Origin of the sequence: Streptomyces sp. NPDC001351 (assembly GCF_042896045.1) — a bacterium.
Lineage (GTDB): Bacteria > Actinomycetota > Actinomycetes > Streptomycetales > Streptomycetaceae > Streptomyces.
Genome location: NZ_JBIAWS010000005.1, coordinates 446,820 through 468,700 on the forward strand (window position 1 = coordinate 446,820; position 21,881 = coordinate 468,700).

Here is a 21,881-nt window from a genome sequence, read left to right on the forward strand (position 1 = left end):
CTGAAGGGCTCCGGCCCGAGGCCGGCTCGCCGCCGGTCTCGGGCCGCACCACCGCGTGACAGACAGCACAGGACCACAAGCGTCACCACCGGAGGATGACGATGTCCAGAGCCAGAGCGCTGCGTGGCCTGTGGGCCACCCCCATGGCGCTGCTCGCCCTGCTGGCCTGCGGGCCGGCCACGGCCGGGGTCGCCCACGCGCTGTCCGTCGAGCGCCCCGTGGCGGCCGCCGACCTGTACGTGGCGCCGGACGCGGCGCCCGGCGGTGACGGCAGCGCCGCGCATCCGTTCGCCGCCCTCGACCAGGCGCAGCAGCCCGCGCACAAGCTGTCGGCCGACACGGACGTCGTCGTCCATCTGGCGGGCGGCACCTACCGGCTGTCCAGGCCCCTGACCTTCGGCTCCGGCGACGGCGGCCAGAACGGTCACACCATCAGCTACCAGGCCGCGTCCGGTCAGCAGCCGGTCGTGTCCGGCGCCCAACAGATCACTGGTTGGCAGGTCCATGACCAGGCGAAGAACATCTGGTCCGTCCACGTGGGTACGGGCATCAACACCCGCCAGCTGTACGTGAACGGCAGGGAGGCGCCGCGGGCGGCGATCCAGGTGCCCCGCTCCGCCTTCACCTTCACCCAGACCGGCCTGACCGTCACCGACTCCTCCCTCGACTACCTGGCCGGCCTCTCGGACCAGAACCACATGGAGGTCGAGAGCCTCAACTCCTTCACCGACCGCTACGCCCCGGTCCAGTCCATCAGCGGCAGGACCATCACGATGCAGCAGCCCGCATGGAACAACAACTCCTGGGGCTACGACACCATCAACGCGCCGTTCGCCGGCGGGACGATGTACCTGGAGAACAACTACGCGTTCCTGCAGCAGGCCGGACAGTGGTACCTCGACTCGTCCACCGGCGATCTGTACTACCGCGCCCCATCGGGCCAGAACCCGAACAGCCTCGACGTCGAACTGCCCCGGCTGCAGAGCCTGCTCGGCATCAGCGGCAGCTACGGCACACCGGCGACCGGGCTCGCCTTCAGCGGCATCCGGTTCACGGGAACCTCCTGGCTCGGACCCGGCGGACCCGACGGCTACGCGGACCAGCAGAGCGGCGCGCACATCACCGGCGCCTACCCGATGCCGGACAACTGGCTGAGCAGCTGCAAGTCGGGATGCACCCAGTTCGAGGCCACCCGAAACCGCTGGGCGCAGATGCCCGCGGCCGTCCAGGTCTCGGCCGCCGGCGGCATCACCTTCTCCGGCAACACCTTCTCCGAGCTCGGACAGGCCGGGCTCGGCGTGGGCAACGACGGCGTCGCCAACGCCTCCGGCACCGGACTCGGCGCGAACGGCGTCACCATCACCGGCAACACGTTCACCGACACCGCGGGCAGCGGCATCCAGGTCGGCGGGATCCAGCCGGACGCGCACCATCCCAGCAACCCGCAGATGACCAACCAGAACATCACCATCAGCAACAACAAGGTCAGCGGGGTGGGCACCGACTACAAGGAGACCGCCGCGATCCTGTCCACCTACGTCACGAACGCGACGATCACCCACAACCAGTGCGACCACCTGCCCTACGACGGGATCGACATCGGGTGGGGCTGGGGTGCCAACGACCCGGGCGGCAGCCAGGACTACGTCAACCGGGGCACGTACAACTACCAGCCCGTCTACAGCACCCCGACGACGCTGAAGAACAACACCGTCACCCACAACCTGATCTTCGACACCAAGAACGCGATGTTCGACGGCGGCAGCATCTACAACCTGTCGGCGAACCCCGGCTCGGTGATCTCCGAGAACTACATGTACGACAACCACCGCACCACCGCGCTGTACCTCGACGAGGGCTCCCGGTATCTGAAGGTGTCCAACAACGTGGTCCAGGACGCGGGCAATTGGGCGCTCACCAACGCCAACGCCAACAACCACACGGACGACAGCACGTTCTCCGGCAACTGGTACAACGGCGGCAACACGTACGTGGCCACGGGGCCACCGCACAACAACGTGCTGACCGGCAACGTCCAGGTCAGTGGCACCAACTGGCCGCAGGGCGCGCAGCAGGTCATCCAGCAGGCGGGCGTCCAGGCCTCGGGCGGCGGTGGCGGCTTCCCCACCGGTTACCACCAGTTGGTGATCGGCAGCGACAGCCTGTGCCTGGACGTGTACGGCAACTCCGGCAGTGCGGGCGCCGCGATCGACCAGTGGACCTGCAACGGGCAGAGCAACCAGCAGTTCCAGTTCGTGCCGGTCTCCGGAGGTTACGGGCAGCTGCAGGCGCAGAACTCGGGCCTGGTGGTGGGGGTTTCGGGCAGCCTCACGGCCTCCGGTACGCCCGACATCGTGCAGCAGGCCCCGAGCGGAGCGACCGGCGCCCTGTGGCTGCCGGTACGGCAGTCCGACGGCTCGTACTCCTTCCAGAACCAGAACAGCGGCCTGTGCCTGGACGTCTACGGCGGCGGCAGCAACCTCGGCCGGCAGCTCGACCAATGGCCCTGCAAGAACACGGCAGGCAGCAACCAGGCGTTCACCCCGCGCTGACCGACTCACCCGCGCTCGTTCACCCCCACCCACTGTCCCGCACCCAGTGAGGAACACAGATGAAGAAGTACGCGGCACTCCTGGCCGTCGCTCTGACGGCAGCGATCGGCACGGGCACCGCGTTGCCTGCGGCGGCCGCCACCGGCACCAGGTCACCGGCCGCCGCCGCTCCCACTGCCCTGCGGCTGATGCCGCTGGGCGACTCCATCACCTGGGGCGTCGGCAGTTCGTCCGGGAACGGCTACCGGGGCTTCCTGTGGAACCGGCTGGCGAACGAGGGGCATGGCCTGGATTTCGTGGGGTCGGGCCGCAACGGCACCATGTCCGACCCGGACAACGAGGGCCACTCCGGCTGGCACATCGGCGAGATAGCCGGCATCGCGGACTCCGTGCTGGCCCGGTACCGGCCCAACGTGATCACCTTGGAGATCGGCACCAATGATCTGAACGGCGGCTCTCAGGCCGAACCCGCAGCCGAACGGCTCCATGCGCTCATCGACCAGATCACGGCCGACGCCCCTGACGCGACCGTCCTCGTCGGCACCGTGATCGTCTCCACCAGCAGCACCGAGGAGGCCACCCGCCCCGCGTTCAACGCCAAGCTGCCCGGCATCGTCCAGGCCGAGCAGGCTGCCGGCAAGCATGTGCGCCTGGTGGACATGAGCGCTGTGACCACCGCGGACCTGTCCGACCCCTTCCACCCCAACGACAACGGCTACAGCAAAATGGCTGACGCCTTCAACGCCGGAGTCCAGGCCGCGGACGCCGCAGGCTGGATCAAGCCGCCGGTCTCCGTGGGCGGGCCGGTGTACTCCGGGGTGGCGGGGAAGTGCCTGGACGTCAACGGCGGCAACAGCGCCAACGGGACCGCCGCGCAGATCTGGTCCTGCAACGGCGCCGACGCGCAGCAGTGGTCCGCGCGCTCGGACGGCACCTTGCGGGCGCTCGGGAAGTGCCTCGACGCCACGGGCGGTGGTACCGCCAACGGCACCAGGATCGAGATCTGGGACTGCAACGGCGGCAGCAACCAGCAATGGCAGGCCTACAACGGCGGTTACCGCAACCCGGTCTCCGGCCGCTGCCTCGACGACCCGGGTGCGTCCACCACCGACGGTACGCAACTGGTCCTGTGGGACTGCAACGGCGGAGCCAACCAGCAGTGGAGCGCACTGCCGGTCAGCTCGGCCCAGTGACCGGCCCGACTCGCGACCCCGGCACCGGCTTGTGATCGGTGCTCCCCCACACACACAAGGAGAAGAATCCGTCATGTTCTGGCTCAACGCAGAGCCTCGTCCGCGCAAGGCCTTGGCCCTGGCCGCCGTACTGGCAGCCGGCACGGCTCTGGCCCTGGCCGGCCCGGCGAACACCGCCGCCCACGCGGCCTCCGGCACCCTGGGCGCGGCAGCGGCCGACAGCGGCCGCTACTTCGGCACAGCCGTGGCCGCGGGCCGTCTCGGCGACTCGACGTACTCCACGATTCTCGACCGGGAGTTCAACATGATCACCCCGGAGAACGAGATGAAGTGGGACACCACCGAACCGTCCCGCGGCACCTTCAACTTCGGGCCCGGCGACCAGATCGTCAGCCACGCCTCCGCGCACGGCCAGCGCATGCGCGGGCACACGCTCGTCTGGCACTCCCAACTCCCGTCCTGGGTCAGCTCCATCAGGGACGCGAACACCCTGCGCAGCGTGATGGACAACCACATCACCACCGAGATGAACCACTTCAAGGGCAAGATCTACGCCTGGGACGTGGTCAACGAGGCCTTCGCCGACGATGGCAGCGGCCAGCAGCGCAGTTCGGTGTTCCACGACGTGCTGGGCAACGGCTTCATCGAGGAGGCGTTCCGCACCGCCCGGAACGTCGACCCGGCGGCCAAGCTCTGCTACAACGACTACAACATCGAGAACTGGTCCGACGCCAAGACCCAGGGCGTCTACAACATGGTGCGCGACTTCAAGTCCCGTGGCGTGCCCATCGACTGCGTCGGCTTCCAGTCCCACTTCGGCACCGGCGGACCGCCCGCGAGCTTCCAGACCACGCTGTCCAACTTCGCCGCGCTCGGCGTCGACGTACAGATAACCGAGCTGGACATCGCGCAGGCGCCGGCAAGCGCCTACGCGAACACCGTCAAGGCGTGCATGAACGTCGCGCGTTGCACCGGTATCACCGTGTGGGGCATCCGGGACAGCGACTCCTGGCGCAGCGGCGAGAACCCGCTGCTGTTCGACAACAACGGCAACAAGAAGCCCGCCTACGACGCGGTCCTGTCCGCGCTGGGCGGCGGCACCCAGAACCCGGGCGGCGGCATCGTCTCCGGCCAGGTGTACCAGGTGAGCGTGGCCTCCGCGGGGCGGGTGCTGGACGTGCCGAGCGGGCAGACCGGGAACGGCACGCCGGTGCAGGTCTGGGACGCCAACGGGAGCGCCGCGAACCAGCAGTGGCGGGCGAACCAGAACAGCGACGGCTCGTACACGCTGACCAACATCGCCAGTGGGCGGGTGCTGGACGAGCCAGGTGGCCAGACCGGCAACGGCACGCGCCTGACGATCTGGGACAACAACGGCGGTGCGAACCAGCACTGGCGGGCCACCCAGAACGGCGACGGTTCGTACACCCTGATCAACGTGGCCTCCGGCCGGGCGCTGGAGGTTCCGGCGGGGCAGGGCGCCAACGGAAGTCCCGTCCAGGTCTGGGACGCCAACGGCGGTGCCAACCAGCACTGGAACCTCAGGTGAGGTGATCGGGGCCCACCCCCGCGTCCGGCACGGCGGGCCGTCGCCGGACGCGGGTTTCGGCATGCCCTCACAACCGTCTGACCGGGACCAAGACATGGGATGTATCCCGCCTTGAATCGCCAAGACAGGTCTATTGACAGGGAGATGAGGCTGTGGGATCACTAGGCGTCATGGGATGTCTGAGTGTTCCCTGTGGGCGCTCCAGCGCGCGCTGACGGGAGCATCGACGCCCCTCCCGAGCACCTTCGGACAGGCACGGCACTCTCCGTCCCCTTTCCCCCGCAGATCCGAGGACACAGAATGCAGCCTCCATCCGCTCCGCCCTGCCGCCCCGCGGCTGGTGTCCCACGCTTACCGGCGGCCGCAGCCGTATGCGTGACCGCACTGCTGGCCATGCTGCTGGCGTCCGCACCGACCTGGTCGGCGCCGGCGTCCGCGGCAGCCCTGGTGAGCGCGGCGTCGGGGCGGTGCCTGGACGTCAAGGGCAATGTCGACACGTCGGGCACGGCGCTGGAGATCTGGGACTGCAACGACCAGGCCAACCAGGCGTTCGAGTTCACGTCGGCGGGTGAGCTGCGGACGATGAACGGCACCCGGTGCGTGGACGCCTACGACAACCGCACGGCTCCCGGGGCCCCGGTGGTCATCCGGCCGTGCGACGGGCGGCCGACCCAGAGGTGGCGGCAGAACTCCGACGGGTCCGTCACCGGTGTCGCCGCCGGATTCTGCCTGGACGTCAGCGGTGCGGACACCGCCGACGGCACCGCCGTCATCCTGTGGACCTGCAACGGCCAGAGCAACCAGAAGTGGGCGACCGCGTCGATCCCACCGCCGCCGTCCGGCGGGTCGGACCGCCCGTGCGACCTCTACGCCGCGGGAGGTACGCCGTGCGTGGCCGCGCACAGCACGGTGCGGGCGCTCTACGGCTCGTACAACGGCTCCCTGTACCAGGTCAGGCGTTCCTCGGACAACGCGACCAAGGACATCGGCGTGCTGGCGCCCGGCGGTTTCGCCGACGCCGCGGCGCAGGACTCGTTCTGCGCGGGCACCTCCTGCGTGATCACCGCCGTCCGCGACCAGTCGGGACACGGCAACGACCTGTGGTACCAGGGCTCGGCCCAGGTCCCGGGCTCGAGTCAGAGCAGCCCCGCCAAGGCGACCTCCGAGTCGCTGACCGCCGGCGGCACCAAGGCGTACTCGCTGTACATCAACCCCGGCAACAGCTACTGGCGGGACGGACACCTGACGGGCGTGCCGACCGGCGCCGCACCCGAAGGGGCGTACATGGTGACCAGCGGCACCCACGTCAACGGCGGCTGCTGCTTCGACTACGGCAACAGCGAGACGACCAGGAAGGCCGACGCCGCCGGCGCGATGGACGCCATCAACTTCGGTACGGAGTGTTGGTTCGGCGGCTGCTCGGGAAGCGGTCCCTGGGTGCAGGCCGACCTCGAATGGGGCCTGTACCCGGGCGGCAGCCAGTCCTGGAACCCCAACCAGCGGGCGTTCACGAGCAAGTTCGTCACCGCGATGCTGAAGAACAACGGCACGTCGAGGTTCGCCCTCAAGGGCGGCAACGCCCAGTCGGGCGGCCTGACCACCCTGTGGGACGGCGGGCTTCCCGGCGGCTACAGCCCCATGAAGAAACAAGGGGCCATCGTCCTGGGCAGCGGCGGCGACTGCTGCAAGCCCGGCGGCGGCGCCAACCTGAGCGCCGGCACCTTCTACGAGGGAGCCGTCGTCGCAGGCTACCCCTCCGACGCCACCGACAACGCGGTGCAGGCCGACATCACCGCCGCCGGCTATCGCTGAACGCCTTTCAGTCCCCAACTCGCCCCAGGAGCCGATGACTTATGCCCATGACCATGTCGAGAACCAGGCGTCCTAGGCCGCTGCCCCCGCTGCTGTCCCTGCGCAGAACGCTGGCGCTCACGTTCTCGGCCTTGCTGCTCATCCTGGCCGCCCCCGTGCTCTCGCTCAGCACGGCGCAGCCGGCCGCGGCGCTCGGCAACGGGCTCGCGCCCACCCCGCAGATGGGCTTCAACGACTGGAACGCGTACGGCTGCAACGTCTCCGAGTCACTGATCAAGTCCACCGCGCAGGCGATGCACACCAACGGCATGCAGGCGGCGGGCTACACGTACGTCAACATCGACGACTGCTGGATGACCAACAGCCGCGACTCCGGCGGCCACCTGGTGCCGGACCCGGCGAAGTTCCCCGACGGCATCAAGGGAACCGCCGACTACGTGCACTCGCTCGGGCTGAAGCTCGGGATCTACGAGGACGCCGGCACCGCGACCTGTGCCGGATACCCGGGCAGCCTCGGGCACGAGACCACGGACGCGCAGTCGTTCGCGTCGTGGGGCGTGGACTACCTGAAGTACGACAACTGCAACAACACCGGTGTGCCGGCGCGGACCCGGTACACCGCGATGCGGGACGCGCTGGCGGCCACCGGCCGGCCGATCCTGTTCAGCCTGTGCAACTGGGGTCAGGAGAACGTGTGGACCTGGGGCGCGGACGTGGGCAACAGCTGGCGCACCACCGGGGACATCAGCCCGAACTTCTCCAGCATGCTGTCGATCTTCCACAGCAACGTCGGACTGGCCTCCTACGCCGGACCCGGCCACTGGAACGACCCGGACATGCTGGAGGTCGGCAACGGCTCGATGACGGCCACCGAGAGCCGCAGCGAGTTCAGTCTCTGGGCGGAGATGGCCGCGCCGCTGATCGCGGGCACCAACATCCCCTCGGCCAGTTCCGACACCCTGTCCGTCCTGACCAACTCCCGGGTGATCGCGGTCGACCAGGACTCCCTCGGCAAACAGGGGACCATGGTGTCCTCCTCGGGCGGCCTGGACGTGCTGGCCAAGCCCCTCGCAAACGGGGACGTGTCGGTGGCGCTGTTCAACGAGACCGGTTCCACGGCGACCATCACCACCACCGCGGCCGCGATCGGCAAGACCGGCGCGTCCGCCTACACCCTCACCGACCTGTGGTCGGGAGCGTCCTCCACCACCTCCGGCACGATCAGCGCCTCGGTTCCGGCGCACGGCACGGTGATGTACCGGGTCGCGGGCGGCACCAGCGGCGGGGGCACCGGCGTGACCGGTGAGCTGCACGCGGTCGGCGCGGGCAAGTGCCTGGACGTACCGAACTCCACCACGACCGCCGGTACCCAGGTGGAGATCTGGAGCTGCAACGGCGGCGCCAACCAGACCTGGACACACACCACCTCCAACCAGCTCACCGTCTACTCCGGCAGCGGTCAGATGTGCCTGGACGCCTACAACAACCAGACCACACCGGGGACGAAGGTGGAGATCTGGCAGTGCAACGGCCAGAGCAACCAGCAGTGGTCGCTGAACTCCGACGGCACGATCACCGGCGTCCAGTCCGGCCTGTGCCTTGACGTCACGGGCGGGGCCACTGCTGACGGAACCCTCGCCGAGCTGTGGACCTGCAACGGCGGCAGCGGTCAGCGCTGGACGCTGGGATGACTCGCCCCTCCCACAGCCACGGGCAGCTTCGGTGCCGTCAGCGCGGCGGCACCACCGCAGAGGAGGTCTCCATGCCCCGATCAGCGGCAGATCGCCGGCACAGGCGATTCCCCGCCGTGCTCCTGATCATCCTGGCGCTGGCCCTGGCCGCGCTCGGCACACCGGCGTTCGCCACATCCCCGCGGACCGGCACGCCCGCCGGCGTCCGACCGGCGGCGGTGTACGCCCCCGCGGCCGACACTCCGCTTCCCTGCGACATCTATGCCGCGGGCGGAACGCCGTGTGTGACGGCGCACTCCACGACCAGGGCGCTGTTCGCGGCGTACAACGGGCCGCTCTACCAGATCCAGCGGTCCTCCGACCACGGCTACCGTGACATCGGGGTGCTCGCCGCGGGCGGGTACGCCGATGCCGCGTCCCAGGTGTCGTTCTGTGCGGGCACCTCGTGCACGATCACGAAGATCTACGACCAGACCGCCAAGCACAACGACCTGCCGATCTCCTGGGGCGGCTACTGGAAAGGCCCCGGCCCGAACGGCTCCGACGTCGGGGCGGACGCCATGGCCCTGCCGGTCACGGCGGCCGGCCACCAGGTCTTCGGCGTCAAGGTCACCCAAGGCGTCGGCTACCGGATCGACCACGCGAATGGTGTGGCCACCGGATCCCAGCCCGAGGGCATCTACATGGTGACCTCGTCGAACTACACCAACCAGTGGTGCTGCTTCGACTACGGCAGCGGTGAGAACTCCCACACCGACACCGGGAACGCCACCATGAACGCCATCTACTGGGGCAACGCCTGCTGGTTCGGCGGCTGCACCGGCAGCGGCCCGTGGGTCGAGGCCGACCTGGAGAACGGCATGTTCCACACCAACACCGGCTCCAACAAGGACCCGAACAACCAGGGCGTGCACTACCCGTTCGTCAGCGCGTGGGAGAAGAACAACGGCACCAGCAACTTCACTCTCAAATACGGAAACGGTGCCGGTGGCAGCCTGACCACCACCTTCTCCGGCCCCCTGCCGAACGGCTACTCGCCGATGAAGGCCGACAATTCGGTGCTGCTCGGCACCGGCGGCGACAACAGCGTCTCGGGCGTGGGCGAGTTCTTCGAGGGCGCGATGACCGCGGGCTACCCCTCCGACGCCACCGAGAACGCCGTCCAGGCGAGCATCACCGCCGCCGGCTACGGCACGGGAAGCGGCGGGGGCGGCACGACGGGCGCGCTGCACGCCGTGGGCGCGGGCAAGTGCCTGGAGGTGCCGGGCGGGTCCACGACGCCGGGCACACAGACGCAGATCCGGGACTGCACAGGAGCGGCGAACCAGTCCTGGTCCCAGAGCGCCTCCCACGAGCTGGCCGTCTCCGTCGGCGGCAGCCGCCTGTGCCTGGACGCCTCCGGGCAGGGCACCAGCTCCGGCACCAAGGTCATCACCTGGACCTGCAACGGCCAGAGCAACCAGCAGTGGACGCTCAACGCCGACGGCAGCGTCACGGGCGCCCAGTCCGGCCTGTGCCTGGACGTGACCGGCGCCGCCACCGCCAACGGCACCCCCGTACAGCTGTGGACCTGCAACGGCCAGTCCAACCAGAAGTGGTCCATGAGCTGACCCGTCAAGGGACCTCGCACCCGACTCCGGGGCGGCATCCGACCGCCGCCCCGGCAGGCCGCTGCGCCGCGGCGCAGCGGCGCCCAACCGCAGGAGGATCGGATGAGGAGCAGAGCGAGACCACCCCGCCCGGCACTGGTGGCCGGCATCGTCCTGGCACTCGTGCTGGCGCTGCTGTCGACGGCCCCGAGTCAGGCGGCCTCGGCCACGTCGCTGAGCGTGAACCTGGCGTCGACGCGCGGGCCGTCGACCGGAGTGGGGGAGGGGTTCCTCTACGGCATCAGCGAGGACGGCAGCCAACCCGTCGACCAGTACCTGCAGCCGCTGGGGATCAACGCCTTCCGCGGCGGTGGATGGTTCTCCGGCGGCTGGATCAAGGACGGCTATCAGTACGGCTCGGCGACCCGGGCCGACCTCGACTCCATCATCGCGCAGGCGAAGCGGCTCACCCGTCCGCCGTACCACACCCAGTACCAGGTGCTGGTCAGCGACATCTACGGCGCGAACGGCGGCCAGCCGTCGAACACGAAATACCCGTGCGACAACGGCGACTGCTCGAACTGGATCAGCTTCATCGACTCCACGGTGGGCGCGCTGCAGGCCTCGGGCCTGACGTTCTCGTACGACATCTGGAACGAGCCGGACATCTCCGTCTTCTGGACCCGGGGTGTCAACAGCACCCAGTACTTCCAGATGTGGGACAGCGCCTACCGGGAGATCCGGCGCATCGCGCCCGGCGCGCAGATCGTGGGACCTTCCCTCGCCTTCACCCCGCAGCGCAACCCGGGTGAATGGCAGGCCTGGCTCGCGCATGTGAAGGCGGCCGGGACGGTCCCGGACATGATCACCAACCACAACGAGGGCGATGTCGACGACCCGGTCACTGTCGCCCAGAGCCTCCGCAACGCCCTGAGCTCGGCGGGCATCGGCCCGTTGCCGCTGTCCTCGAACGAGTACCAGCCGGCCGACCAGCAGACCGCCGGGGTGACGGCCTGGTACCTGGCGCGGTTCGCGCAGTCCGGGTACACCAACGCGATGCGCGGCAACTGGGTGTGCTGTGTCACCCCCAACCTGACGGGGGTCCTCACCCAGAGCGGGGGCACCTGGCAGCCGACCGGCAACTGGTGGGCGCTTCGCGACTACGCCGACATGACCGGCACCCTCGTCGACACCTCCGGCCAGGTCGGCTCGACGGCGATCGCGGCCTCCGAGGACCCCGCCAACCAACGTGCGGTGGCCGTCATCGGCGACTCGAACGGCTACACCGGCGCCGCGTCCGTGACCTTCAACGGGCTGTCGTCCCTGCCCTGGCTGACGAATGCCGGAAGCGTGCACGTCACCGTCCACCGCATCCCGGACCAGGCGCCGCTGGGTGCGCCGCAGACCGTCTACGACCAGAACGTGAGCGCCTCGGGCGGCTCGATCACCGTGCCGTTCACGTTCCAGGGCGCGCACGACGCGTTCGCCGTCCAGCTGACCCCGGGCTCGTCCGGCGGCGGCGGTTATCCGGACGGTTACCACCAACTCGTCGTCGCCAACAGCAACTTGTGCCTGGACGTGTACGGCAACTCCGGCAGTGCGGGCGCCGCGATCGACCAGTGGGGCTGCAACGGGCAGGGCAACCAGCAGTTCCAGTTCGTGCCGGCCTCGGGCGGTTACGGCGAACTGCGCACCCAGAGCTCGGGGTTGGACGTCGCGGTCGCCGGAACCTCCACGGCGGCGGGCACCCCGGACATCGTCCAGCAGGCTCCCGGCACGGCGGCCAACGGCCTGTGGCTGCCGGTGCGCCAGTCCGACGGCTCGTACGCGTTCCAGAACCGCAACAGCGGCCTGTGCCTGGACGTCTACGGCGCCGGCAGCAACGCGGGCCAACAGCTGGACCAGTGGCAGTGCAAGAACGCTCCGGGCACCAACCAGGACTTCGTCGTCCGCTGAACCGTCCGCCGGCCGCACCGGCGGCGGACACCCGACCTGCGAAAGGAACCACCGTGTCAGCATTCAGACGGCTGCTGCGGCGCCTGCGCGCCTCGACGGCCGTGCTCGCGGGCCTCGTCCTGGCGGTCGGCGGCCTCGTGGGCACGGCCGCCGCCCCGGCCCAGGCCGCCACATCCATCACCATCAACGGCGCATCCGGCGGGCGGACCTTCGACGGCGTCGGCGCGATCAGCGGCGGAGGCGGCAACAGCAGGCTCCTGATCGACTACCCCGAGCCCCAGCGCGGCCAGATCCTCGACTACCTCTTCAAGCCCGGCTACGGCGCCTCCCTGCAGATCCTCAAGGCCGAGGTCGGAGGGGACACCAACTCCACCTCGGGAGCCGAGCCCAGCCACCAGCACACCCGCTCCGACCTGAACTGCGACCGGGGCTACGAGTGGTGGCTGATGGAGCAGGCCAAAGCGCGCAACCCGAACATCAAGCTGTACGGGCTCGCGTGGGGCGCCCCGGGCTGGATCGGCGGCGGGAACTTCTGGTCCACCGACATGATCAACTACCTGGTCTCGTGGCTCGGTTGTGCCAAACAGCACGGACTGTCCATCGACTACCTCGGCGGATGGAACGAGCGGGGCTACAACGTCTCGTGGTACGAGCAGCTGCGCAGCGCGCTCAACAGCGACGGCTACGGCAGCGTCAAGATCGTCGCGGCCGACTCGGACTGGGCCGTGGCGAACGACGTCAACTCCAACCAGGCGTTCGCCGCCGCCGTCAGCGTCATCGGCACCCACTACCCCTGCGGCTACCGTTCCTCCCAGTCCACCTGTTCGGTGCCGTCGGCCGCCACGTCGTCCGGCAAGCCGCTGTGGGCGAGTGAGAACGGCTCCGACGACTACAACGGCGGAGCGCCGGCCATGGCCCGCGGCATCAACCGCGGATACATCGACGGCCGCATGACCGCGTACCTCAACTGGCCGGTGGTCGCCGCGATCACACCGAACCTGCCCTATCCCACCATGGGGCTCGCGCTGGCCTCGCAGCCGTGGTCGGGACACTACGCGATCGGCAAGAACACCTGGGTGATGGCGCACACCAGCCAGTTCACCGCCCCCGGCTGGCACTACCTCGACTCCTCCAGCGACTACATCGGCGGCAACCGCAACAACGGCAGCTATGTCTCGCTGAAGTCCACCGACAACTCCGACTACTCCACGGTCATCGAGACGATGGACGCCGGCAGCGCCCAGACGCTGAACTTCAACATCACCGGAGGGCTGTCCACCGGAACCGTCCACGTCTGGTCGACGGACGTCAACTCCGGCAATCCCGCCGACTACTTCGTGCACACCACGGACCTCACCCCGTCCGGCGGCGGTTTCAGCCTGACCGTACAGCCCCACCACGTCTACACCCTGACCACCACGACCGGTCAGGGCAAGGGCACCGCCACCGCTCCCGCCCAGGGGGCGATGAGCCTGCCCTACAGCGACTCCTTCGACGGCTACACCAGCGGCAGCGAGGCGAAATACCTCATGGACTGGCAGGGCGCCTTCGAGGTGGCGGGCTGCGGCGGCGGCCGCAGCGGCAAGTGCGTGCGCCAGATGAGCCCGCAGAAGCCGATCACCTGGGACGCGCTGTCCGATCCGCACGCCCTGCTCGGTGACGTGGGCTGGGGCAACTACACCGTCTCGTCCGACGTGCTGCTCGAACAGCCGGGATACGCCGAGCTGATCGGCCGCGCGAACGGGCAGGACTACACCAGCACGGGCCAGCTCAACGCCTACCACCTGCGGGTGAGTGACACCGGGGCCTGGTCGATCCTGAACTCGGGCACCAACGGCAATGTCTCCACCCTCGCCCGCGGCACGGTCGCGGCGCTGGGCACCAACCGGTGGCACACGCTGGCACTCGCCTTCTCGGGCACGACCCTCACCGCCGTCATCGACGGTGCCACGGTCGGCTCCGTGAGCGACCGCACCTGGGCCGGAGGACAGGTCGGCTACGCGACCAGCCAGGGCGAGACGGCGCAGTTCGACAACCTCTCCCTCACTCCCGGCAGCGGGGGATCCGGCGGCGGCACGGTCGGCTCGATCGTCGGCGTCGGCTCCAGCCGGTGCGTGGACGTGCCCAACCAGTCGCAGACCTCCGGCACCCAGGTCGAGCTGTGGGACTGCAACGGCGGCGCCAACCAGCAGTGGACCAGCACCTCCGCCGGTGAACTGCGGGTCTACGGCAACTCCTGTCTGGACGCCGCGAGTGGTGGTACCGGCCCCGGCACCAAGGTCGACATCGGGACCTGTGACGGCAGCGCGAACCAGCAGTGGAAGTTCAACGCCGACGGCACGATCACCGGTGTCCGGTCCGGCCTGTGCCTGGACGCCACCGGTGCGGGAACGGCCAACGGAACCCTGCTGGAGCTGTGGACCTGCACCGGCGCCGACAACCAGAAGTGGACGCGCAACTGATCCGGTGACGGACGAGATCACCCACCCCCCACGACGACGCTGAGAGGCTCCGCATGACTTCCTCCCCCCTCCCGATCAGCCGGCGTCGGCTGCTGGCGGCGACCGGCGCGGCCGCGGCCTTCGGCCTGCTGCGGTTCGCCCCCGAGGCCGCCGCGACCGACGGCCCCTCCAGCTACACCGCGACCTGGCCCTCCGTGGACCAGCACCCCCCGGCCGCGGCCTGGTTCAAGGACGCCAAGTTCGGCATCTACTACCACTGGGGCGTCTTCAGCGTCCCCGCGTTCGGCAACGAGTGGTATCCGCGCAACATGTACATCGGAGGCTCGGCCGAGAACAATCACCACATCGCCACGTACGGAGACCCCTCGGTGTGGCCGTACAACAACTTCATCGACGGCGCCCGCGACAAGGCCGGCAACTTCGTGCAGTTCGCCCCCAAACTGGCGTCCCAGGGCGGTAGTTGGGACCCGGACGCCTGGGCCCGGCTGTTCAAGGCCGCGGGCGCGCGGTTCGCCGGCCCGGTCGCCGAGCACCACGACGGCTTCTCCATGTGGAACAGCCGCGCCAACCCGTGGAACTCGGTCCGGCACGGCCCCAGACTCGACCTCGTGGGGCTGCACGCCCAGGCCATCCGCGGGCAGGGCCTGAAGTTCATGGCCTCCCTCCACCACGCCTACCACTTCAACGGCTACTACGACCACGTGCCGAACCAGTCGGATCCGACCCTGCGCATCCTCTTCGGCCAGCAGGGCTCGGCCGCCGAGAACCAGCTCTGGTACGACAAGCTGGTCGAGGTCGTCGACGGCTACCAACCCGACCTGATCTGGCAGGACTTCGACCTCAACCTGGTGCAGGAGTCGGACCGGCTCCAGTTCCTCGCGTACTACTACAACCGGGCGGTCGCCTGGAACAAGGACGTCGTCGCCACCTACAAGGACGGCCTCGACAACAAGGGCGAGGTCTTCGACTTCGAGCGCGGCGGCCCGGCAGGGCTGCTCACCCCGTACTGGCTGACCGACGACAGCATCTCCTCCTCCAGCTGGTGCTACACGGTGGGCATCGGCTACTACTCGACGCAGGCACTGCTGCACTCGCTGATCGATCGGGTCAGCAAGGGCGGCACCATGCTGCTGAACATCGCCCCCATGGCCGACGGCACCATCCCCTCAGGGCAGCAGTCGATCCTGCTCGGCATGGGCGACTGGCTCGGCCGCTTCGGAGAGGCGGTCTACGGCACCCGCTCCTGGACCAGTTACGGCGAGGGCCCCACCAAGATGGGCGGAGGTTCCTTCAGCGGACCGGTGGCCGGCAAACCACAGGACATCCGGTTCACCCGCACCCAGGACAACAAGGTCCTCTACGTCACCGCGCTGGGCTGGCAGGGCGGCACCATGACCGTCACCACGCTCAACTCCAACCAGATCAACCTCAGCAGCCTGACCGGCGCCCAACTGCTGGGCAACGCCGCCGGCACCTACATCAACCTGCCCGCCCCGACCCAGGACGCCTCCGGGCTGCACCTGGCCATGCCCTCGGCCAACCCGCCGTTCAGCGCCCTGGCGTACACGGTCAAGCTCACCTTCTCCGGAGAGATCCCCGTCCTCGGCGCTCCGGGCGGCTCCACGACCTGGGTGAAGATCGCCAACGCGACCAGCGGACTGGTGCTCGACAGCGGAGGCAAGGTCGCCTCCGGCTCCAACCTCAAGCAGTGGAACTACGACGGCAGCACCAACCTGCAGTGGCAGCTCATCGACCTCGGCAACGGCTACCACCGCATCGTGAACCGCACCAACGGCATGGTCGCCGACAGTTACGGCAATTCCGCCAACGGCGCTCCCGCCCGCCAGCAGGCGTGGAACGGCGGCAACAACCAGCAGTGGTCGCTGGTCGGCCTCGGCGACAACCGCTACCAGATCGTCAACCGCGGCACCGGCACCGCCCTCGACGGCAGCGGCAGCACCACGGCCGGATCCACCACCGTGCTGTGGACGCCGAACTCCAGCACCAACAACGCATGGACCATCACCGCCCTCTGAAGTCGACTACGGAAGAAGGTGTGCATGAAACGCAAACCGCTCTTAATGTCCCTCGTGGCCGCGGTACTCCTCGTCCTGACCGCTGCGGGCACCTCGTTCAGCAGCGGCCTGGGCGCGCCCGCCCCGGCCACGAAGACCGCCGCCGCGGCGGCGAGCACCGGCTGTGGCAAGGCCCCGGCGCTGACCAGTGGTAACCACACGATCCAGAGCGGCGGCCAGACGCGCAGCTACATCCTGCGGGTGCCGGCCGGCTACGACAGCAACCACCCCTACCGGCTGATCTTCGGCTTCCACTGGCGGGGCGGCACAGCAAACGACGTCGACTCGGGCGGAACGGACGGATACAACTGGTCCTACTACGGCCTCAGGCGCCTGGCGGACAGCGCGAACAACAGCACGATCTTCGTCGCCCCCCAGGGCAACGGCAACGGCTGGGCCAACCCCGGCGGCCAGGACGTGGCCTTCGTCGACGCCATGGTCAACCAGATCGAAGCGGGTCTGTGCGTCGACACCACGCAGTTGTTCTCCGCCGGCTTCAGCTACGGCGGCGCGATGTCCTACGCCCTCGCCTGCTCCCGGGCGACGGTCTTCCGCGCGGTCGCGGTCTACTCCGGCGCGAACCTCAGCGGCTGCGACGGCGGCACCCAGCCCATCGCCTACATGGGACTGCACGGTCTCAGGGACAACGTGCTGCCCATCCAGTCGGGACGAGACCTGCGCGACACCTTCGTCCGGAACAACGGCTGCACCCCGCAGAACCCGCCCGAGCCGGCCTACGGAAGCCTGACGCACATCATCACCACCTACTCCGGATGCAGGTCCGGATACCCCGTCGTCTGGGCCGCGTTCGACGGGGCGGGCCACGACCCCGGCCCCATCGACGGTTCCACCGGTGACGGCTGGCGCACCTGGACGTCGGCAGCGGTGTGGCAGTTCTTCACCCAGTTCGGGTCGAACCCGCCGCCACCGCCGCCCTCCGGCAACCAGGAGATCGTCGGCCAGCAGTCGGGGCGCTGCCTCGACATCAACAACTCCACCACGGCCAACGGCACGCAGGCACAGCTGTGGGACTGCAACGGCGGCGCCAACCAACGGTGGACCTACTCCGCCGGAAAACAGCTGGTCGTCTACGGCAACAAGTGCCTGGGCGTCGGCCAGTCCGCGGGCAACGGCACCGCCGCGGCCATCTGGGACTGCAGTGGACAGGCGGACCAGCAGTGGAACATCAATCCCGACGGCACGATCACAGCCGTGCAGTCGGGGCTCTGCCTGGACGCCAGCGGCCAAGGGACCGCCAACGGGACGAAAGTCCAGCTGTGGAGCTGCTCGGGCGGTGCGAACCAGCACTGGCGCCTGCAGAACTGACCCACCGGGGCCAGGCACGCCCCCTCTGCGGGCCTGGCCCCGCGGAGGGGGCGTGGACAGCGGCCGGCGTTAGGCTCCGCACATGCGGATCTCCGTTTCCTCCGACATGGACGAACCCGTGGCGCGCTCGCTCGTCGCGGAACTGGGCAGGCGCGGCCACGAGGTCGTACCCCATGGGGCGCTGAGCCCCGGGGACGACCCCCAGTGGGCCGCGTGCTCGCAGGCCGCGGCCCGCGAGGTCGCCGAGGGAAGCTCCGACCAGGCGGTCGTGTGCTGCTGGACCGGCACCGGCGCGTCCATCGCCGCGAACAAGGTGCCCGGCGTACGGGCCGCCCTGTGCACCGACGCGTACACGGCGGAGGGCGCCCGCCGCTGGAACGACGCCAATGTGCTGGCGCTCAGCCTGCGCCTGACGTCCGAGCCACTGCTCAAGGAGATCCTCGACGCCTGGTTCGCGGCGCAGCCCAGCCAGGATGCCGAGGACCGCGAGAACGTGGAGCGCGTGGAACGGCTCGACAACGCCAGGCGCGCTGGCTGACAAGGCGCACCGCCGGGGCAAGACCTCCACGATCACCTCTTGCTTACTCCAATAAAGGCGCTTTAGTTTAGTCAGCATGATGTTGACCCAGCGGGAGCGCGAGATCATCGCGCTGCTGCGCCGCGACCCGCTGGCCGGGCCGCAGGCGATCGCCGACGCCCTCGGCAGCACCCGGGCCGCGGTGAACGTGCACCTGTCCAACCTGGGCAAGAAGGGCGCCATCCTGGGCCGCGGCTACATCCTCCGCGAGGAGAACGCCGTCGTGGTCGTCGGCGGGGCCAACGTGGACGTGAAGGTACGCAGCCTCGCCCCCGTACGGCAGCGCACCAGCAACCCCGGGCGGGCCGACACCACCGCGGGCGGCGTGGGCCGCAACATCGCGGAGAACCTGGCGCGGCTGGGGACCCCGACCCACCTGATCGCCGCCGTCGGCCGGGACGCGGCGGGCGAGCGGCTCCTCGCCGAGACCGCGGCGGCCGGGGTGCGCCTCGACCACGTGCACCGCAGCGCCCACCCGACGGGGACGTACACGGCGGTCCTCGATGCCGACGGGGACCTGGTCGTGGCGGTCGCGGACATGGCGGCCACCGAGGCCCTGGCGCCCGGGGACCTGCACCCGGCCCGCGAGCTGATCGCCCACGCCGACATGCTGGTCCTGGACGGCAATCTGCCCGCCGAGGTGCTGGCCCACGCGATGGACGTCGCGCAGCCCGCCGCCGTACCGGTGGTGATCGACCCGGTCAGCGCCCCCAAGGCGGCCCTGCTCGCACCGCTGCTCACCGCCCGCCGCCCGCTCTTCGCCCTCACCCCGAACCTCGACGAACTGCGGGCCCTGCTCGGCCACCCCGTCGGTGACAGCGAGGCCGAGGTGACGGCCGCCGCCGACACGCTGCACGCGCGCGGGGTGCGTCATGTGTGGGTACGGCTCGGGGCGCGCGGCAGCGTGCTGAGCACCGCGGGCGAGGAGGCGGCCTTCCTTCCCGCGCCGCCCGCGGAGGTCGCCGACGTCACCGGCGCCGGGGACGCGATGCTCGCCGCGTTCGTCCACGCCCTGCTGGCGGGCGGCGACCCGGTGGACGCCGCCCGCTACGGGCACGCGGCCGCGGCCCTGACGGTGCAGAGCCCGGCGACGGTGCGCCCCGACCTGACCCCGCGTCTGATCGAGGACGCACTGACCGACCCGACCGAACCGAACGACCTGAACGATCCGATGCGGAGCCAGAGATGACCACGCCCACCCCCGCCCCGACTCCCGCGACCCCCGTCCCGCACCCGCGTCTGGTGCTGACCGACGAGGTCCGCGAGGCGCTGCGCGACGGGCGTCCCGTCGTGGCGCTGGAGTCGACGATCATCAGCCACGGCATGCCGTACCCGCAGAACGTGCAGATGGCCGTGGAGGTCGAGCAGATCATCCGCGACGGCGGCGCCGTCCCCGCGACGATCGCCGTCCTGAACGGCCGGCCCCACATCGGGCTGACCCAGGCGGATCTGGAGCTCCTCGCGACCGCGCCGGACGTCACCAAGGCCAGCGTCCGCGACCTCGCCTACGTCATCGCACGGGGCACCCACGGCGCGACGACGGTCGCCGCGACCATGCGGCTGGCCGCGCTCGCCGGTATCCGTACCTTCGTGACCGGCGGCATCGGCGGGGTGCACCGCGGAGCGCCCACGACGTTCGACATCAGCGCCGACCTGACCGAACTGGCCGCGACGGGCGTCGCGGTGATCAGCGCGGGCGTCAAGAGCATCCTCGACATCGGCCTGACCCTGGAGACCCTGGAGACCCTGGGCGTCCCGGTCCTGACCTACGGCACGGACGAGTTCCCGGCGTTCTACTCGCGCCGCAGCGGCTTCACCTCACCCATGCGCGTGGACTCGCCCGCCGAGATCGCCGCCGTCATGCACGCCCGCTGGGACCTCGGCATCCCCGGCGGCGTCAGCATCGCCAATCCCGTGCCCGAGGACGAGGAGGTCCCGGCCGAGCGCATGGACGGCGTCATCGCCCAGGCCCTGGCCGAGATGGACAAGGCCGGCATCACCGGCAAGGACACCACCCCCTACCTCCTCGGCCGGATCGTCGAGCTCACCGGCGGCGAGAGCCTGCGCACCAACATCGCGCTGGTCAAGAACAACGCGCGGCTCGGCGCACGCATCGCCGTCGAGTACGCCAAGCTCGGCTGAGACCCCCGCGGCGGCTCACAGGTCCAACAGGGCCGCCACCAACGGCAGCCGCAGGTCCGCCCGCCGTACGCACAGCCCGATCGGGAACCGCTCCGGCGGCGGATCCGCGGGAACCGCCGCCGGCCGGTCGCGCACCGCACTGTGCTCAGCAGATCGCCCACCCGGCGGCCGAACGCCCGGCGGACAAAGCCCTGTTGACGGCCTTCGACAGCCACCGTTGCACGAGCCCCTGGCCGCGGCGGCGAAACTGCGGCCGTCCGTGGACATCTCCGTGTCCTGGCCGGAGGAGCCCGATGTCTGGGCACCGCCGGTGCGGTGGCTGCGGCGGTCGATGGTCAATGCTTTCCGCGTCGGCCGCGGATGCTCAGGGCGATGCCGGAGACGAGGAACCAGAAGGCACCGAAGGCCGAGTATCCGGCGACGGAGGACAGGCTGCTGGTCGCCGAGGCGGACATGGCAGCGAAGGAGATACCGGCCAGGACGGACAGTCCGCCGCTGATGACCATGGGCCACTGGGCACCGACGGTGCGTCGGCGCCGGATCGCCACGGCGAGCTGGATCGCCCCGGAAAGGAGGGCCCAGACGCCGAACACGAGCAGGGTCGTCCCGATGGTGGTGAAGACGGCGGCGATCATCCCGGCGGCGGTGGCGAGGCCGACAGCGATGTTGGTGGTACCGACGCGGTCCGTGGAGCCGTCGCCTGCCATACGACGCTCGAGGAGCGTGGCGATGACGTCCCACAGGGGGTAGATGACGAGCAGCACGGCCGCGATCGTCGTGGGCCTGTCCGGCGACACGAGCGAGGCGGAGGTCGTGACGACGAGTGCCACCCAGATCAGGGAGAAGGCGACTCGGATCAGGTGGAGCCGTCGGAGCCCGGAGGAGGACGTCGTCATGGTCGTGGTCGTACTCGAAGTCACAGTGGTCTGAGTCATCGGGTGTCCCGTTTTGTGATCG

13 protein-coding genes and 1 pseudogene are annotated in these 21,881 nt (G+C 69.6%); 13 read left to right on the forward strand and 1 reads right to left on the reverse strand.

Features of this window, described 5'->3' with window-relative positions; all coding sequences use genetic code 11:
- Positions 1-101: 101 nt before the first annotated feature.
- From ACFY1U_RS20835 to ACFY1U_RS20895, 13 genes and pseudogenes are all read left to right on the forward strand, one after another.
- Complete coding sequence (locus ACFY1U_RS20835; RefSeq protein ID WP_390695595.1) at positions 102-2,552, forward strand: RICIN domain-containing protein; 2,451 nt, start codon at positions 102-104, stop codon at positions 2,550-2,552.
- A gap of 59 nt (positions 2,553-2,611) precedes the next feature.
- Complete coding sequence (locus ACFY1U_RS20840; RefSeq protein WP_390695596.1) at positions 2,612-3,745, forward strand: ricin-type beta-trefoil lectin domain protein; 1,134 nt, start codon at positions 2,612-2,614, stop codon at positions 3,743-3,745.
- A 73-nt stretch (positions 3,746-3,818) separates the two neighbouring features.
- Positions 3,819-5,291: pseudogene (locus ACFY1U_RS20845) on the forward strand (endo-1,4-beta-xylanase); the annotation flags it as partial.
- Between the two features lie 396 nt (positions 5,292-5,687).
- Entirely contained in the window at positions 5,688-7,106 is a 1,419-nt protein-coding gene (locus tag ACFY1U_RS20850) for an arabinofuranosidase catalytic domain-containing protein (protein WP_390695869.1), read from the forward strand.
- Positions 7,107-7,159: 53 nt separating this feature from the next.
- The gene (locus tag ACFY1U_RS20855; RefSeq protein ID WP_390695597.1) at positions 7,160-8,797 is read left to right on the forward strand and encodes a glycoside hydrolase family 27 protein; all 1,638 of its coding nucleotides are present in this window, start codon (positions 7,160-7,162) and stop codon (positions 8,795-8,797) included.
- 71 nt (positions 8,798-8,868) lie between these two features.
- Complete coding sequence (locus tag ACFY1U_RS20860) at positions 8,869-10,407, forward strand: arabinofuranosidase catalytic domain-containing protein (protein WP_390695598.1); 1,539 nt, start codon at positions 8,869-8,871, stop codon at positions 10,405-10,407.
- A gap of 102 nt (positions 10,408-10,509) precedes the next feature.
- A complete protein-coding gene (locus ACFY1U_RS20865) occupies positions 10,510-12,342 on the forward strand; it encodes an RICIN domain-containing protein (RefSeq protein ID WP_390695599.1) in 1,833 nt (610 codons plus the stop codon).
- A gap of 53 nt (positions 12,343-12,395) precedes the next feature.
- Complete coding sequence (locus ACFY1U_RS20870; protein WP_390695600.1) at positions 12,396-14,804, forward strand: ricin-type beta-trefoil lectin domain protein; 2,409 nt, start codon at positions 12,396-12,398, stop codon at positions 14,802-14,804.
- A gap of 53 nt (positions 14,805-14,857) precedes the next feature.
- Positions 14,858-16,840 (forward strand): alpha-L-fucosidase, encoded by a 1,983-nt coding sequence (locus ACFY1U_RS20875; protein WP_390695601.1) that lies wholly within the window; start codon positions 14,858-14,860, stop codon positions 16,838-16,840.
- 45 nt (positions 16,841-16,885) lie between these two features.
- Entirely contained in the window at positions 16,886-18,205 is a 1,320-nt protein-coding gene (locus ACFY1U_RS20880) for a ricin-type beta-trefoil lectin domain protein (protein ID WP_390695870.1), read from the forward strand.
- An 82-nt stretch (positions 18,206-18,287) separates the two neighbouring features.
- Complete coding sequence (locus ACFY1U_RS20885; protein ID WP_390695602.1) at positions 18,288-18,743, forward strand: RpiB/LacA/LacB family sugar-phosphate isomerase; 456 nt, start codon at positions 18,288-18,290, stop codon at positions 18,741-18,743.
- 76 nt (positions 18,744-18,819) lie between these two features.
- Positions 18,820-19,971, forward strand: a complete 1,152-nt coding sequence (locus ACFY1U_RS20890; protein WP_390695603.1) for a PfkB family carbohydrate kinase — start codon at positions 18,820-18,822, stop codon at positions 19,969-19,971.
- On the forward strand, positions 19,968-20,924 hold the full coding sequence (locus tag ACFY1U_RS20895; RefSeq protein ID WP_390695604.1) for a pseudouridine-5'-phosphate glycosidase: 957 nt from the start codon (positions 19,968-19,970) through the stop codon (positions 20,922-20,924). Before ACFY1U_RS20890 ends, ACFY1U_RS20895 begins: the two co-directional genes overlap by 4 nt.
- 335 nt (positions 20,925-21,259) lie before the next feature.
- Here ACFY1U_RS20895 and ACFY1U_RS20900 read toward each other — a convergent pair whose 3' ends face one another.
- Complete coding sequence (locus ACFY1U_RS20900) at positions 21,260-21,820, reverse strand: DUF308 domain-containing protein (RefSeq protein WP_390695605.1); 561 nt, start codon at positions 21,818-21,820, stop codon at positions 21,260-21,262.
- Positions 21,821-21,881: the final 61 nt, after the last annotated feature.